Raw genomic sequence first — 15,909 nt, forward strand, 5'->3', positions numbered from 1 at the left:
ACAACGGAGGTCATCATGGCGACAGTTCTGGAGTTCGACACCTTGATTATTGGCGGCGGATTGGCTGGACTGCAAGCAGCCATTCAATTAGGACGCAGCCTGCATCACGTTGCCGTGGCTGATAATGGGGTTGGAAGATCGACGATCGCGAAAAACTACCGCAACATCCTGGGCTATCCGGACGGGGTAAGCGGGCAGCAGCTGCGCTCATTGGGAGAGCAACAGGCAAGGCAGTTTGGTGTCTCATTTTTCTCCGGTACGGTCAACTCGCTAACACAAAATGAAGATGGACGGTTTCGAGCCGAACTGACTGGATTGGACCAGGAGCCAGTAGAGTTTTTGGCCAAAACAATTTTGCTTAGCAGCGGGATCAAGGACCCATTCCCGACCATTAAAGGGATGGACCCTTGCCTTGGGGAGAGTATTTTTATTTGCCCAGATTGCGATGGCTATGAGATCGTCAATCAGCATGCACTTGTGATCGGATCCGGCAATCACGCGGTTCAAATGGCAAAAACACTGCGTTATTTCACGAAAACGATCACGATTGTCAACCATGACGGGGCGAAGGTCGGAGAACCGGAGCAAGTGTACCTCGTGCAGGAAGCGATCCCGATTCACCATGAACCAATTGTTCAAATCGAACAAGAGGAAGGCAGATTAAAACGAGTCGAATTGGCATCTGGGATCGGCATTGCGGTGGAAAAAGGGTTTCTCGCTTTTCCGGGTGCCAAGCTGCAAACATCATTGCTCGCTGGTTTTGATCTGCAGAGACTGGATACCGGGCATATTTTGGCCAATCCTCGGACAAAAGAGACCACCTACCGCAACATATGGGCAGCCGGAGATGTGGTGGCCCATTCGCAGCAGGTTACGATATCGCTGGGAGACGGCTCGCAAGCAGCTATCTGGATACATAAGCGCCTGTTAGAGATGGCAAAGGGGAACGGCTGAGGGCCGTTCTTTTTTTCTTCGATAAACAGGAAGTGATCCGAGCAATTACGTGAAGTCAATGATTTTCTTCGTTGGGCTAGCACCCGTTCGTGGAAACGCCATATATTTGTAGGGAGGAATTGATTTGGGCGAACCGGGCAACCATCACTGCGGCTCTAACTCAGTGGGGATGACAAAACGGTACCCCTTTTTTTCCAACTCAGTCAGGACTTCATCCAGCTCGTCAGCTGTCCACGTGCGGTCATGAAATAATATTGTCGCTCCAGGGTGGATGGTGGCTGAGACTTGTTTCGAGATCGCGTGCGGCTTTTTGTAGACGCGGGGTTCCCAGTCAAGCGAACCGACAGACCAATTGATGGACTGCATGCCATTTTTGCGGCAAACTTCCTCTGAGACAGGAGTGAAGGCGCCGTATGGCGGCCGAAAATAAAGGGGTTTTTTACCTGTAATGTCTTCAATGATCTGGCTGGTACTTTCGATTTCCTCACGTTGTTTTTCGGCAGAAATTTTTCTGAGATTCGGATGCGTAAAGCTGTGGTTACCAATTAAATGCCCGCGTTTTTCGATATCAAGCAACAGGTCAGCCTTGTTCGCTTTGATCGTGTAGCTTCCATCCGGATGCCTTTTCGCGAGCTGAATTCCGTTGACAAACCAAATTGCTTTTGCGTTGTGCTGATCAAGCACTTCGAGAATGTGTTTTGTCGTTGCTCCCAAAGGTCCATCATCAAACGTGAGAAGCGCGATTTTTTGCTGATGGTCCGTGAAGTGCGCATGGATGCGGTAATCGGAAGAGTGGACCACATATCGCTGCGCAACAGCTTGAACGGGTTGAGGAGCAAGCGGTGGTATTTCTGTCTGGCTGACGGAAACCGGAAGCGCTTGTTCTTTAAATACATGAACAGTTTGCTGCGAACAGCCTGCAGCAATGCAAAGTGAAGCCAGCATGAGCAGAATGCGATCAGTTGGCTGCATGGGAAGTCCCTCCTACGTATCGTATCACCGCTTTAGTCTTGCCTATTTGTGGGTAAAAACACATAAGCTTTGAAAAAGAAGCTTTTCCTGGGAAAGGGTGATTCGCGTTTCCTGGGAAAGCGCAGAAAACGACAATCGTCGAATCTTCACCAAACATTTTGGCGAAACACTGGACGCGCTTGAAGGGGTGGTTGCCCTATTGTCTTGTCCAAAATTATGGTATGATAGGAGAAAATTCGTTCTCTCTTTTTCATGTCAGATGCGCTGCTGTGAAACAAGCACATCGATGAAGATGCGGAGAACCATTACAGGAGAGGATTCATACCCTGTAATACGACTGGATGGCGAGGAGGGACAGTCATGCGTGTAGAACGCCTTGGCCAAGACAAGATACGGATCTTTTTAACGTTTGACGATCTTTCGGAGCGAGGTATCGAGAAAGAGGACATGTGGCGTGACATTCCGAAAGTACATGAACTGTTCAATGACATGATGGAACAGGCGTACCATGAACTGGGCTTTGAGGTGTCCGGACCGGTCGCTGTAGAGGTATTTGCCTTGCCGGCACAGGGGATGGTCGTGATTGTCACCCGTGGCAAATCGGGTGCCAAAAACGAGAAAGAGGAAGAATACGACGAAGATGTCTACGAGATGGAAGTAACGCTTGAAGAGAGCGATTTGATTCTTTATTCCTTTCGTGACTTTGAACATATGGTCGAAGCCTCGCACCGTATTAACGCGATGCTGACAAATGGTGGTTCCGCCTACTTCTATCAAGGGAAATATTATCTTGTACTTGAAGAGGTCGACCTCGATGAGGAGCGCTACAACAAGCTTATCGCAATATTATCCGAATATGGCGAAGCGACGCCGACGACAGTGTACGTACTCGAAGAGTACGGGAAGGTTGTCATTGCAGATGATGCTGTCAAAGAAATTTGTAGACGATTCCGATAAAAGCAAGCCTACACAAAAACAAAGCATCCCATGCCGCTGCAAGTGCAGTGTGCCCGGGATGCTTTTTCTTTTTTCTTATTCGATTCCGGTGAACAAATCGTCTTCCTTACCATTCAGCGTGTATTCTGGGATGTTGGTCCATTTGAGCAAATATGAGTTGGTTATCGGTACATTGCGTGTATCCCCCTCCAAAACGCCAGGAAAAACTGCGTTCACAGAAAGGTGCTGGGTCTTGTGGGCGCGCAGCGCTTCGCCGACCACGACAGCTGCATCGGCGGAGGTAATCTCGGTGGTAATCGCTTCTGGTGAATCAGTAAATATCTGACGGCCCGCTGGAGTCGGGAGGGCGGATGACCGTGTCACGTGATAAAGCTTGCGTACCGAATTGTCGCCAGCTGGAATCGACGAAACGGCTTCATCTGTCGCGGCAGAGATCGCCTTGTGATCCGGATGCCCGGAGATGCCGTGGGAGGCAAAAGTGATGACCACCTGAGGCTTTGTCGTCTGAATCGCGGAGACGATGTGCGCAGCAAGCTCGGCTCGTGGTACATCGGACAAATGCTTATCTTCATAATCGAGCAGCTGCACTTTGTTGATGCCGAGCAGGCGGGCAGCGTTCAAAAGCTCACCCTCCCGAAAGAACGGGAGCTCGTCTTGTGTACAGAGCGGAGGCTCTCCAGGCTTGCCTGCTTGGCCTCGTGTGGCGCACAGCAAAGTAATCTCGGCTTGGTGTTCGTTGTGGTATTTGGCAATCGTGATGCCGGTTGCAAATGTTTCATCGTCAGGGTGTGCGAACACAAGCAATATGCGTTTGGCAGACATCATTAACGAACCTCCTATGCAAGAATTGAAAGGATGTGGGTTATTCTATAAATGTATTATACAAGATTGAAAGCAGGTCGAGCTCACAAAAACCGAATTAGGGAAAACCCTTGTGATTTCAAGAGTTTTCTGAAATGAGCGAAACTATTTACAGAGTAATTTAATGCTTCTCTTTCCCCAAGCAAGCGTGTATACTTAACGATGGATTGACCGATTACATTTTTGAGGTGGTACAAAATGGGTAATCACGAAGTGGTAACCGGAAACACCCAAGGTACGGAGAAGCAAACGGAGAGTCTGAATCTCCTAACTTCGACGCAAACGGTGATCAAAGAGGCGTTAGAGAAATTAGGTTACCAAGAATCGATGTACGAACTGTTGAAGGAGCCGTTGCGCGTACTAACTGTTCGTATCCCAGTTCGCATGGATAACGGTGAGGTAAAAGTATTTACAGGCTATCGCGCACAACATAATGATGCTGTTGGCCCAACAAAAGGAGGAATTCGCTTCCATCCTGAGGTTAGTGAGGATGAAGTGAAAGCGCTCTCTATTTGGATGAGCCTGAAAGCCGGTATCGTTGATTTGCCATACGGCGGCGGTAAAGGCGGCATCATTTGCGATCCTCGCGAGATGTCTTTCCGTGAATTAGAGCGTTTGAGCCGCGGGTATGTTCGTGCGGTGAGCCAAATCGTTGGTCCGACCAAAGACATTCCAGCACCAGACGTATTTACAAACTCTCAAATCATGGCGTGGATGATGGATGAGTACAGTCGCATCCGTGAGTTCGATTCGCCGGGCTTCATCACTGGCAAACCGATTGCACTTGGCGGTTCGCATGGTCGTGAAACCGCTACGGCAAAAGGGGTAACCATCTGCATCCGCGAAGCGCTGAAACGCCGCAACATCGACCTGAAAAACGCCCGCGTGGTGGTACAAGGGTTCGGTAATGCCGGAAGCTACCTGTCCAAGTTCCTGCATGATGCCGGGGCGAAAGTGGTCGGTATCTCCGATGCGTACGGTGCACTGCATGATCCAAACGGCTTGGATATTGATTACTTGCTGGATCGCCGCGATTCCTTCGGTACTGTCACCAAGCTGTTCACCAACACGATTACGAACAAAGAGCTGTTGGAGTTGGATTGCGACATTTTGGTACCTGCAGCGATCGAGAACCAAATCACTGCGGAAAATGCGCATAACATCAAAGCTTCCATCGTTTGTGAAGCAGCAAACGGGCCTACGACTTTGGAAGCAACCAAAATCCTCACCGAGCGCGGCATCCTGCTGGTGCCTGACGTACTGGCAAGCGCTGGTGGCGTAACCGTTTCGTACTTTGAATGGGTACAAAACAACCAAGGTTACTACTGGACGGAAGAAGAAGTGGAAGAGAAGTTGGAGAAAGTGATGGTCAAATCCTTCGAAAACGTATATTCCCTTTCCCAAACTCGCCGTGTCGACATGCGTTTGGCTGCTTACATGGTGGGCGCACGCAAAATGGCAGAAGCATCCCGCTTCCGCGGCTGGGTCTAAACCAGAACGAAAAAACCTCTCACGGAGTGATCCTGAGAGGTTTTTTGTTTGTCATTCATTCAAAAGAATTAGTGCTCGAACATTTCTTGAAGCTGCTTGAAATCGTTTGTCGTTTGAAGAGTCACCATCAGCTTCAGGCGCGCTTTTTGGCCATTCAGCCCATTGGAGAAGATGACGCCCAATTGCTTCAGCTTTTTGCCGCCACCCTCGTAGTCGTACACATCTTGCACTTGTCCGTTAAAGCAGCGCGAAACCATGACGATTGGCGTTCCTTTTTCAATCAATTGCGCAAGAACAGGCACGATCGCAGGTGGGAGGTTGCCGAGTCCCAACGCTTCGATGACGACGCCGTCAATGGCATCATCAAGCAAAAATTGCAGCCAGCGCGGGTCCATTCCAGCGACAGCTTTGCAAAGCGGAATATTCGCATTTGCATGAGCAATTGAATAATGCTCGCGATCCAATGGCGCATGGTGGTAATGAACGTGCTTTTTGCTGATGGTACCAATCGGTCCATACTGCGGTGACTGGAACGTCGCCACATTGCTCGTATGCGTTTTCGTAACGTGACGAGCGGCGTGGATTTCATCATTGAAGACGACGAGAACGCCTTTTCCTGAGCTTGCCGGGTCAATCGCGGTACGGACGGCGGAAATCAAATTGACAGGCCCGTCCGCTCCCAGCTCATTGCTGGATCGCATCGCGCCGGTTACGACGACAGGCAACGTCAACGAAAGGGTAAGATCGAGAAAATAGGCTGTCTCTTCAAGAGTATCCGTTCCGTGGGTGACAACCACGCCATCATACTCGTGTGTGGCTGTTTCTTGTTCAATCAACTGGCGGAGCTGGTTCATGACAGCAGGTGTCATGTGAGGGCTGGGTAAGTTCACGTAGTTCATCATTTTCACTTCTGCCAATTGATGAAGGTGAGGGAGTATTTTGGTAACGGCTTCTTCATCAAGCGGTTTTACGCCCTCTGCTTCATCCACGGACATGGCAATGGTACCGCCCGTGTTGATCACCAGTACTTTTTTCATTCCATTCTCTCCTGTTGCCAGTTTTAAAAAACTAATCTACATGGTACGATGAAAGCACGTATATGTAAAGGAGTCATTTTCACTATGCTTGCAATCGTGGGAGCTGCGATCGCGCCGGGCATTGCGATTTTAAGCTACGTGTATTTGCGCGATCATTTGCAGCCTGAACCGATTTCCATGGTGGTACGAACCTTTTTGTTCGGGATTCTCCTCGTATTTCCCATCATGCTCCTTCAGTATATTATTCAAAATGAATGGGACTTGAATCAGGCGTTTTTTCAAGCGGTGATCTCGTCCGCATTAATTGAAGAATTTTTCAAGTGGCTGGTGGTGTACCATTCAGCCTACAAACATGTGGAGTTTGACGAGCCATACGACGGGATTGTCTATTCGGTTGCGGTATCATTAGGGTTCGCCACCCTGGAAAATTTGTTTTACCTGATTTTGAACGGGTTGGACGTTGCTTTTTGGCGTGCGCTGCTGCCTGTGTCGAGCCATGCCTTATTTGGCATTTGGATGGGCTATTACATGGGGCTCTCCAAGTTTTCCAAACCAGGCAAAGCCAAATCGATCCGTCTGGTCGTTTCGCTGTTACTGCCGATCGTGCTGCATGCGAGTTACAACTTGATCTTTTTAACGACGGAATATTGGTTATGGCTGATCATTCCGTTTATGGTGATTTTGTGGTGGAATGGTTTGAGAAAAGTACGTTTGGCTCACGAGTTCGCTTCTAAAAACGGGTAGTCTCGTCCATACTAGGAAGGTGAATAAGGAGGAGACTTTCCGTGTTTAAGACTCAGCGAACAAAAGTGATGATACGGTGCAACGAATGTGGAGAAAAATTCACCTTGCGCGGAAAAAAAGGAAGCGAAGGCAAGGTGGAAACTGGTTTTAAGCAGTGTTTGTGCAGCAATGACCGTTATTTTGACATTGAAGAACTACCATAGGAAAAACCAATACAGAAACGGCTTTCACGCGAAACTCAGCGGAAAGTCGTTTTTATTTGCTTGTAATTACTTATTATTGCTTATAAATGTATTGAAAAATCACTTACAATCACTTATTATAAAAATGCAACAGCAGCAAGCTGTTACGAAAAGAGGTTGAACATCACATGTTTCAGGAAGAACGACTCGTCGAGATATTACGCGATTTGCAAGAGCACCAACGCATCAGCGTACAAGATATCATTGACCGCTACGGCGTTTCGCGCGATACGGCAAGGCGCGATCTGGTAAAGCTCGAAGAGCAGGGGGCCATCCTTCGGACGCGGGGCGGAGCCATATTGCCCACATTGACGAAGAAATCAATCCATTACAAGGAGCGCATTCAGCTTAAGTCTGACGTCAAACGGCTAATTGGGCAACGCGCAGCTTCACTGCTGAAAGATGGCGACTATCTCATCATGGATGCCTCGACCACTGTTCAATTTGCGGCGGAGGCGATGCAGACACGCGATAATGTCGTCGTAACCAATTCGATCGCCACAGCTAACATTTTGGCTGAGAAACCATCTGTGAGCATTTACATGCTCGGCGGGATGCTGCAGGCACAAGATCGCTATGTCCTTGGGCCGCGCTCGATCGAAATGCTCTCGGACTATCAGGTGGACAAATTGCTGATCGGTGTTTGCGGTCTCAATGCAGAAGGGATTTTTCACGCGACAGAGGAAGAGAGCTACCAGCTCCGTGAAATGCTCAAATGCGCGGACCAGGTGATCGTGCTCGCGGACCAGACCAAATTCGGTCTGAAGCTGTTCCATAAAGTGGCAGGCTTGGATTGGATTGATATGATCATCACGGACCGTATGCCACATGAGGACATTTTAGCCGCATTGCGAAAGCATGAAATCGAGCTGTTCATCGTGCAACAGGAACAAGAATAATACCGGATATGTTGTCTGTGATGGCGTCATGGCGAATGTGCCAGCGTGACATCCAGCTCATATATAATAGGAGCTTCCTTTTGGGAGGCTTCTTTTTTATTTGCAGCACATGATACGTAACGAGACATTGCGAAAAAAATGCGTTAGCCCACGCCGTTCCCTGGGTGCAGGAAAATGTCGGCGTGCGCCTATTTTTGCATAATAAGCCAATCAGACACGAACACTATTTCCATCGACGCTACTTTTTGTAACAGGAGGGATTCTTGCGTGCGAGCGTTACGATGGAAAATCCTTGGGCTCGTCACCTGCCTTGCTCTGGGAGGATTGGCCGGCGTGTATTACATAGCGTCAAAGCAGGGGGATAAAGGGTTGCTGCAATCGGCAGCGCCTGTGATGGAATGGGCAGCACCTGCGAAAAAGGCGGGCACAGCTAACACGCAAATAGCGTTTCATGCCACACAGCTTTCGGCGAATGACCGCAAACTCATGGCCAATGCCGTCTACGGCGAGTCGCGTGGGGAACCGTACGTGGGACAAGTAGCGGTCGCAGCCGTCATATTGAATCGGGTCAAAAGCCCGGCGTTTCCCAATACTGCAGCGGGCGTAATCTTTGAACCACGTGCCTTCACAGCTGTTGCCGATGGGCAGATCTGGCTCGCTCCCAATGAGACGGCAAGCAAAGCGGTCAATGATGCAATCAAAGGGTTGGACCCTACAGGGGGATGCACCTATTATTTCAATCCGCAAACGGCAACCTCTCAGTGGATATGGAGCAGGCCGCAGGTGAAGAAAATCGGAAAACATATTTTTTGCCGATAGCAAGACATGAGATAGGGGGACAACAGTGTGATCTATGGAGCAACAGCACGGGTACTTCTGCCGGTTGCGATCGTAGCTTTGGTCGGAGCAGGTGTTTGGGGATACCAGGAGCACAATGAGAAAAACTCGGTCCTGATCAAAGCGGAAAACCAATACCAACGGGCGTTCCATGACTTGAATTACCATCTCGACAAATTGCAGGATGAGCTAGGCAAATCGCTGGTCGTAAACACGCGTAAGCAGATGACACCGTCGCTGACAAACGTTTGGCGTCTTGCGTATGCGGCGCAAAACGATGTGGGGCAGCTACCGCTGACGCTAATGTCGTTTAGCAAAACCGAGGAGTTCCTCGCTAGAGTTGCCGACTTTTCCTACGGGGTAGCGGTTCGGGATCTGAATAAGCAGCCGCTCACGGAAAAAGAGTACAAAACGTTGGAGGGGCTGTACAAACACTCCAAGGAAATCCAAGGCGAACTCAACAAAGTGCAGACAAAAGTCATCGATAATCAGCTGCGCTGGATGGATGTGGAGAGTGCGCTCGCCTCGGATGATAAAAAGTCGGATAATACCATCGTCGACGGCTTTCAAACGATTGAAAAACGGGTGAACGAGTACCAGGATTTAGACTGGGGTGTCGCGATTAATAGTCTGGATCATAAAAAGAAACAACGCGTCAAGGGAATCTCCGGCAAACTTGTAACGCCTGAGGAAGCGGGGCGAATCGCGCTTGATTTCATTGGCATGCATGGGAAAAACGTCAAAGTAGATGTTGAAAACAACGGGAAGTCCGAGGAATACAGCGCGTACAGCGTCAGAGTGACGAGCAGGGAGCTGAAAAGCCCGATCAACGTCGAGGTGACCAAGCGGGCGGGAAAAGTCGTCTGGCTGTTGAATGAACGGACGATTGGTAAACCAGCAATCTCGCTAGCGGCTGCGGAAGAGAGCGGGAAAAAGTTTTTGCACGCGCATGACTATCCAAACATGGAAGCGGTCGAAAGCGATTTGTACGACGGCCTAGGAGTCTTCACGTTTGTTCCCAAGCAGGACAATGTGTTGATCTATCCAGACGCTGTCACGGTTAAAGTCGCCCTCGATACTGGCGATGTCAACGGGTTCCATGCGACCGAGTATCTGTTCAATCATAAACAGCGTATTCTACCAAAAGCAAAGGTGACGGCAGAAAAAGCACGTACCATGCTCAATCCGAAAGTGCGCGTGACCGATCAGCGGATGGCGTTGATCGAAGGGAAGGCGGACGGGAAAGAAGTGTTGTGCTACGAATTCACCGGCCGTTTTGAGAAAGACACCTACATGATTTATATCAATGCGCTCACAGGGGACGAAGAAGAAGTCGTCAAAATGGACGTTCATCGAGGCACGGGGCAGCCGGGAGCAAAGTAACGAAAGCGATGGGGAGGGGGGCCGCAATCCCCTTCCTCTATTTGCCGTATCGACAAAAAGGTGTGTATAATGAGAGGGGGATTGGAAACAAAGGGGGAAGAACATTGAGCACCTATCCGCAGGTAGGACAGATCCTACGCATGAATCTCGTTACGCTTCAGGAAGAAAAAGCAAAGCTGGTCTATAAAACGAGAGTGTCCGATATAACAGGGGATCTACTTGCTATTGAGGTACCAATTGAAGAGGAATCAGGACGCGGATACCGCATACCCGAAGGGATGGAAGTCAGCATCTGGTTTATGGGTGAGGACGGCTCGCGGTACGATTTTCGATCGACCATCAGCGGCTATCGCACCGACAACATTCCCGTTCTGCTATTGAAGCTGCCGCCTGTGCAGGAGATTACCCGCACGCAGCGGCGCAACTACTTGCGGGTCGATGTGCAGCTGGAGATTTCGGTCAAAACGACCGATACGGTCCGTAACTACCACTTCTTAGCGAGAACCTCGGATATTAGCGGCGGTGGTCTTTCTTTTACCTGCTCCGACCAATATCGATTGAAGGAGCACGATCCGCTCATGCTATGGCTGGTCATTCCGTTGAAAAACGGCACGATCATGCATGCCCAGGCGGAAGGGGAAGTAACCCGCATAAAAAAGCTGGAAGACGTCCCGAATATGCAATGGGTTTCCGTCAAATTCGTCAACATTCACGAAAGCGATCAGGCAAAAGTGGTACGAGCCTGTTACGAGCGCCAGCTTGAGCTACGCAAAAAAGGAATTACCGAATAAGCAGATTGCCTCTTAAAAAAAAGAGGGATAAAGATGAAACGTTCGGAAGATTACGAGGCGCGATTCATCCGTTTATCCGCGCGCGTCGAAAAGTTGATCACACGCTTTATTATTGGACTTGTTCTTCTTTTTATTGTCGGACAGTGTGCGGTCCATCTACTCCCCATCCGCTTCTTGCTTAATGAGACGGTCAAATGGGAAGGATCGGCACATATTTTGCAGAAATAGGTGATAGCCAGATGAAAATTGCGATTGACGGCCCTGCTGGCGCAGGAAAGAGCACAGTAGCGAAGCAGGTTGCTGCCAAGTTACGCTTTGTCTATATTGATACAGGAGCCATGTACCGTGCATTGGCATGGGCATCACAACAAGAGGGGCTTGCAGCTATCGATGAGCATGCGGTTTCCACGCTCCTGGAAAAAAACCGCATCAAGCTGCAGCGGGACGATCAGGGAGATGCACAGCGTGTGTGGTGGAATGAGGAAGACATCACCGCAGAAATTCGCACACCGCAGATGAGCCAGCTTGCCTCCATTGTTGCGGGACATCCACGTGTTCGTGCGTTGATGCTTGACCTGCAGCGCGCATTGGCAGAGGAAGGCAACGTCATTATGGACGGCCGCGATATCGGCACACATGTCTTACCAGATGCGGATGTAAAAATCTTTCTGACCGCTTCGATCGAGGAACGGGCGACGCGCCGCTTGGCAGAGCTTCAGCAAAAAGGTGTGGAAACATCCTTGGAAGCGCTGATGGAGGAAATTGCCGAGCGCGACAAGCGCGATTCCGAGCGGGAGGTAGCACCGCTTAAGCAAGCAGAAGATGCGATTTTGGTCGATACGACAGGCCGTTCGATCGAGCAAATCGTTGATCAAATTCTACATATATGCCAGAAAACAGGTGAGAGCGCGAAATGAGCTATTATACGTTTTTTCGCGGCATCTGCCGCTTATTGATCGCAACGTGCTTCCGCTGGCGGGTAATCGGACGAGAAAATGTTCCAAAGACGGGCGCGGTCATCTTGTGCTGCAATCACATCGGCAATATCGATCCGCCCCTATTGGGAAGCGGCATTGAACGCCAGGTGCGGTTTATGGCGAAAGAAGAGCTGTTCCACGTTCCTGTGCTCTCGTTTTTGTTGAAAAAGTTCGGCACTTTCCCTGTCAAACGGGGAGCGGGGGATCGCAATGCGATCCGCACGACGCTGAAAATTTTAGAAGATGGCGAGATTTTAGGTATTTTTCCTGAAGGGACCCGCAGCAAAAACGGTGAACTGGGGCGCGCTCAAAGCGGAAGCGCGATGTTTGCGCTCAAGTCCAAGGCAGAGGTGGTGCCTGTCGCCATCATCGGCCCTTGGCGTTTCTTGAAGCCGATCACAATCATCTACGGCAAGCCGATCGACATGACGGCGATTCGGGAGAAGAAGGTCGATTCCGAATCAATGCGGGAAGCGACAGATCTGATCATGCAGCATATTAAGGAATTGATTGATGCGCATAAGGCAAAATGAATTGGTATTGAAAGCAGGACTTGGAAGTATACTATACATGTCTAGCTGTCAATTTCTTTTGATGAGCGTACGCCATAGGCATAGGCTACCAATATATGCTATCCTATTAGAGTAAACCTTTTTATAGGATCCTAATTTTTGAAGATGGTCAAGGAGGTTCGTGTTGATGGAAGAGTTTAATAGTGTAGATGTAAAAACTCTCGCGGTTGGAGATGTGGTGAAAGCGAAAGTCACCAAAGTAGAAGACAAGCAAGCTCTGGTAGATGTAGGTTACAAATACGACGGGCTAATTCCGATCAGCGAACTCGCTGCCCTTCACGTTGACAAAGTATCCGATGCCGTTGCTGTTGGCGACGAATTCGAAGTGAAAGTTACCAAGCTCAATGATGAAAAAGAAGAATTGGTTGTTTCCAAAAAAGCGGTTGCTGGCGAAAAAGCTTGGGATGACCTCGCGGCTAAACTGGAATCAGGCGAAATCATCGAAGCAATTGTCAAAGACATCGTTAAAGGCGGCCTTGTCGTTGATGTCGGACTTCGCGGTTTCATTCCTGCGTCCATGGTTGGTCTGTCTTTCATCGAAGACTTCTCCGACTACAAAGGCAAAACCCTCAAGCTGAAAGTGATGGAGCTTGACAAAGAGAAAAACAAGGCGATCCTCTCCCATAAAGCGGTTCTGGAAGAAGAGGCCAAAAATAAAAAACAATCTGTGATCGGTGGCATTCAGCCAGGTCAAGTATTGGAAGGCACCGTGCAACGCCTGACGGATTTCGGTGTATTTGTCGACATCGGCGGCGTGGACGGCTTGGTGCACATCTCCGAACTCGCATGGAATCGTGTTGATAAACCTTCGGATGTGGTCAAGGAAGGCGACAAAGTGCAGGTGAAAGTACTCAAGGTCGATAAAGACAACGAGCGCATCAGCCTGAGCATTAAAGAAACCCAACAAGGCCCTTGGGCAATTGCTGCAGAGAAGTTCAAAAAAGGCGACATTGTTAGCGGCAGTGTCAAGCGTTTGGCAAGCTTCGGTGCATTTGTAGAAATCGCTCCTGGTGTTGAAGGGCTGGTTCACGTATCCCAAATTGCCAACCGTCACGTGAAATCGCCTAACGAGGTACTGAAAGAAGGCCAAACGGTCAATGTGAAAGTACTGGAAGTGAATCCGGCTGAACAACGCGTAAGCCTGAGCATTCGCGCGCTCGAAGAAGAAAAAGTGGAGCAAGTGGAACAAGCGAGCCGCCGTGAACATCAGCAATTCCAACAAGAGAACAATCAATCTCTCGGCGTTACGTTGGGAGACCTGTTCGGCGATCTGAAGGACAAATTCAAATAATAAGCGGCGATAATGGGGAGGGGTACGCAAGCGCGTATCCCTTTTCTATTAGAAAACTTTCGCTCGTTTGTGAATGACATTGTTACAAACGGGTAATCAGCAGGAAGGTAGGAAATGCAAAATGAGTCGATCGTCACGCAAACTGGACCATATTGAGCACGCGCTGACTACAGGGCAAGCAGGCACACACGGCTTCGAGGATGTTTCATTCATCCCGAACAGTTTACCTAATATATCTTATGTAAACTTATCGATGCAGACGTTCCTTGGATCGTTAAAGCTTTCATCACCTATTTTCGTTAATGCGATGACCGGCGGTGTGGCAGAAGCAGAGGACATCAACGGTAAGCTGGCCCTCATCGCTCGTGAAAAAGGGTTGGCGATGGCAGTAGGCTCGCAAATGGCAGCGCTACGTGATCCTTCCCTAACAAAAACGTACCGTATCGTTCGCCAGGTGAATCCACACGGCATCGTGATCGCCAATTTGGGGGCGGAGTGCACGTTGGAACTGGCGGAGCGAGCCATTGCGATGATTGAGGCGGATGCGCTGCAAATTCATCTGAATGTGATGCAGGAGCTCTTGATGCCCGAAGGCGACCGTACGTTTGAAGGATACTTGGAGTCCATTGCGCGAATTGCAGATCACCTTTCTGTGCCGGTAATTGTGAAAGAGGTTGGTTTTGGTATGGCACGCACGTCCATCCGCCAGTTGGTGGAAGTAGGGGTAGCCTCCATTGATATCGGGGGCTCTGGTGGAACCAATTTTGCCAAAATCGAAAACAGACGCAATCCGGAAGCGTATGACATGTTTGATACTTGGGGGCTGAGTACGGTGCAAAGCCTGCTGGAGGCAGGGGAAATTAACCTCAAAGGCACGTCGCTGATCGCTTCCGGCGGTTTGCGTCACGGACTGGATGTGGCCAAGTCAATTGCGCTCGGGGCATCTGCGGTCGGAATGGCAGGCGTTTTTTTGCGCATGGTGAAGACTCTGGCCATGCAAGCTTGCCTAGATCGTGTCGATCGGCTGCATCATGAATTAAAAATTGCCATGGTTGCGCTTGGCGCACGAACACTGAGTGAGCTAGGCAGTGCCTCCGTAGTAATTGGCGGTGATACAGCGCGTTGGGCCGAACAGCGCGCCATTGATTTGCGGCGATATGCTTTGCGCAAAGAAGAAATGTAAGGCTTCATTCATGATTGCTTGGCAAATGTGGCATACTTTCAACAGAGTTGCACACTGTTTCCAAGGAGCATGCGATGAACGAGGGAATTGCCGCAATGGTTGTCCAGTGGTGCTTGATCTGTCTCGTCTGGATGGGCAGCTATAACCGCTTGCTAGCACGCTTTCGTTTGACACAGGCAACGACGCTCGCCGTTTTGGCAGCCTGCCTGCTTTCTGCTTTTTCGAACTGGCGCATGTACGTGCTGCCGATTGAAGTAAATGTCAGCGGAACGATCGTGCCCATGATTATTTCCGCCTGGATGTGGACGTGTCTGGTTCGTCCGGGACAAGCCAGTTATTTGGCGGCTGCCGTCATTACCATGACGAGCGTGCTTTTTTGTATCAAACGTCTATTTATTTGGGACCCGGTGCTTATGTTTGCGGATGAGACACTCATCTTGCCATTGCTGCTGACGGTGTTGGTTTTTTTGTTTGCTCGCCATGCGGAAGAACAGGTGTTTTTATTGTTTTTTTCCGTGACCTTATTTGATATTTCCCACTCGCTTTCACTGTGGGGAAAAGTGACGCCGTTTGCGATCGGGAGCCCTTTCAGCCAGGATGTCCTATGGCTGTCCGTTCTGACCTGGTCACTGGCGTGGACCGTCGTAGCCGCCATCATCCATTCCCGACTCGTCGGCTCGATTAAATCCAAATTACAATCCCACAGGTGATGCCTTAT

16 protein-coding genes and 1 pseudogene are annotated in these 15,909 nt (G+C 49.6%); 14 read left to right on the forward strand and 3 right to left on the reverse strand.

What is annotated here, in order from left to right; translation table 11 throughout:
• The first annotated feature begins 15 nt into the window (after positions 1-15).
• Positions 16-954 (forward strand): NAD(P)/FAD-dependent oxidoreductase, encoded by a 939-nt coding sequence (locus EDM56_RS25075; protein ID WP_246009527.1) that lies wholly within the window; start codon positions 16-18, stop codon positions 952-954.
• 144 nt (positions 955-1,098) lie between these two features.
• On the opposite strand, the gene EDM56_RS25080 is transcribed toward EDM56_RS25075, so the two are convergent.
• Positions 1,099-1,926, reverse strand: coding sequence for a polysaccharide deacetylase family protein (locus tag EDM56_RS25080; protein ID WP_122920683.1), 828 nt, complete (start codon positions 1,924-1,926; stop codon positions 1,099-1,101).
• A 360-nt stretch (positions 1,927-2,286) separates the two neighbouring features.
• Between EDM56_RS25080 and EDM56_RS25085 the strand changes: the two genes are divergently transcribed.
• Entirely contained in the window at positions 2,287-2,883 is a 597-nt protein-coding gene (locus EDM56_RS25085; protein WP_122920684.1) for a genetic competence negative regulator, read from the forward strand.
• Between the two features lie 75 nt (positions 2,884-2,958).
• Here the strand turns inward: EDM56_RS25085 and EDM56_RS25090 are convergent, their stop codons facing one another.
• Positions 2,959-3,708: a PIG-L deacetylase family protein gene (locus tag EDM56_RS25090; protein WP_342772414.1), complete on the reverse strand. Its 750-nt coding sequence runs from the start codon at positions 3,706-3,708 to the stop codon at positions 2,959-2,961.
• A 234-nt stretch (positions 3,709-3,942) separates the two neighbouring features.
• On the opposite strand from EDM56_RS25090, the gene EDM56_RS25095 reads away from it, so the two are divergent.
• The gene (locus EDM56_RS25095; RefSeq protein WP_122920685.1) at positions 3,943-5,235 is read left to right on the forward strand and encodes a Glu/Leu/Phe/Val family dehydrogenase; all 1,293 of its coding nucleotides are present in this window, start codon (positions 3,943-3,945) and stop codon (positions 5,233-5,235) included.
• 68 nt (positions 5,236-5,303) lie between these two features.
• On the opposite strand, the gene EDM56_RS25100 is transcribed toward EDM56_RS25095, so the two are convergent.
• A complete protein-coding gene (locus EDM56_RS25100; RefSeq protein WP_122920686.1) occupies positions 5,304-6,272 on the reverse strand; it encodes an asparaginase in 969 nt (322 codons plus the stop codon).
• An 84-nt stretch (positions 6,273-6,356) separates the two neighbouring features.
• Between EDM56_RS25100 and prsW the strand changes: the two genes are divergently transcribed.
• From prsW to EDM56_RS25155, 11 genes and pseudogenes are all read left to right on the forward strand, one after another.
• Entirely contained in the window at positions 6,357-7,016 is a 660-nt protein-coding gene (gene prsW, locus EDM56_RS25105; protein WP_122920687.1) for a glutamic-type intramembrane protease PrsW, read from the forward strand.
• Between the two features lie 343 nt (positions 7,017-7,359).
• The gene (locus EDM56_RS25110) at positions 7,360-8,157 is read left to right on the forward strand and encodes a DeoR/GlpR family DNA-binding transcription regulator (protein WP_281274987.1); all 798 of its coding nucleotides are present in this window, start codon (positions 7,360-7,362) and stop codon (positions 8,155-8,157) included.
• A gap of 465 nt (positions 8,158-8,622) precedes the next feature.
• Positions 8,623-8,976 (forward strand): annotated as a pseudogene (locus EDM56_RS25115) (cell wall hydrolase); the annotation flags it as partial.
• Positions 8,977-9,003: 27 nt separating this feature from the next.
• On the forward strand, positions 9,004-10,377 hold the full coding sequence (gene ypeB / locus EDM56_RS25120) for a germination protein YpeB (RefSeq protein ID WP_122920689.1): 1,374 nt from the start codon (positions 9,004-9,006) through the stop codon (positions 10,375-10,377).
• A gap of 104 nt (positions 10,378-10,481) precedes the next feature.
• A complete protein-coding gene (locus EDM56_RS25125) occupies positions 10,482-11,168 on the forward strand; it encodes a flagellar brake protein (protein WP_246009528.1) in 687 nt (228 codons plus the stop codon).
• 33 nt (positions 11,169-11,201) lie between these two features.
• Positions 11,202-11,396 (forward strand): hypothetical protein, encoded by a 195-nt coding sequence (locus EDM56_RS25130; RefSeq protein ID WP_122920691.1) that lies wholly within the window; start codon positions 11,202-11,204, stop codon positions 11,394-11,396.
• An 11-nt stretch (positions 11,397-11,407) separates the two neighbouring features.
• Positions 11,408-12,085, forward strand: a complete 678-nt coding sequence (gene cmk, locus EDM56_RS25135) for a (d)CMP kinase (protein ID WP_122920692.1) — start codon at positions 11,408-11,410, stop codon at positions 12,083-12,085.
• The gene (locus tag EDM56_RS25140) at positions 12,082-12,678 is read left to right on the forward strand and encodes a lysophospholipid acyltransferase family protein (protein WP_122920693.1); all 597 of its coding nucleotides are present in this window, start codon (positions 12,082-12,084) and stop codon (positions 12,676-12,678) included. The genes cmk and EDM56_RS25140 overlap by 4 nt, the downstream gene beginning before the upstream one ends.
• Before the next feature lie 166 nt (positions 12,679-12,844).
• Entirely contained in the window at positions 12,845-14,008 is a 1,164-nt protein-coding gene (rpsA, locus tag EDM56_RS25145) for a 30S ribosomal protein S1 (protein ID WP_122920694.1), read from the forward strand.
• Positions 14,009-14,129: 121 nt separating this feature from the next.
• Entirely contained in the window at positions 14,130-15,191 is a 1,062-nt protein-coding gene (fni, locus tag EDM56_RS25150) for a type 2 isopentenyl-diphosphate Delta-isomerase (protein ID WP_122920695.1), read from the forward strand.
• 74 nt (positions 15,192-15,265) lie between these two features.
• Positions 15,266-15,901, forward strand: coding sequence for a YphA family membrane protein (locus tag EDM56_RS25155; RefSeq protein ID WP_122920696.1), 636 nt, complete (start codon positions 15,266-15,268; stop codon positions 15,899-15,901).
• Positions 15,902-15,909 lie beyond the last annotated feature (8 nt).

The sequence above is a fragment of the Brevibacillus fluminis genome, assembly GCF_003710825.1.
Taxonomy (GTDB): Bacteria; Bacillota; Bacilli; order Brevibacillales; family Brevibacillaceae; genus Brevibacillus_D; species Brevibacillus_D fluminis.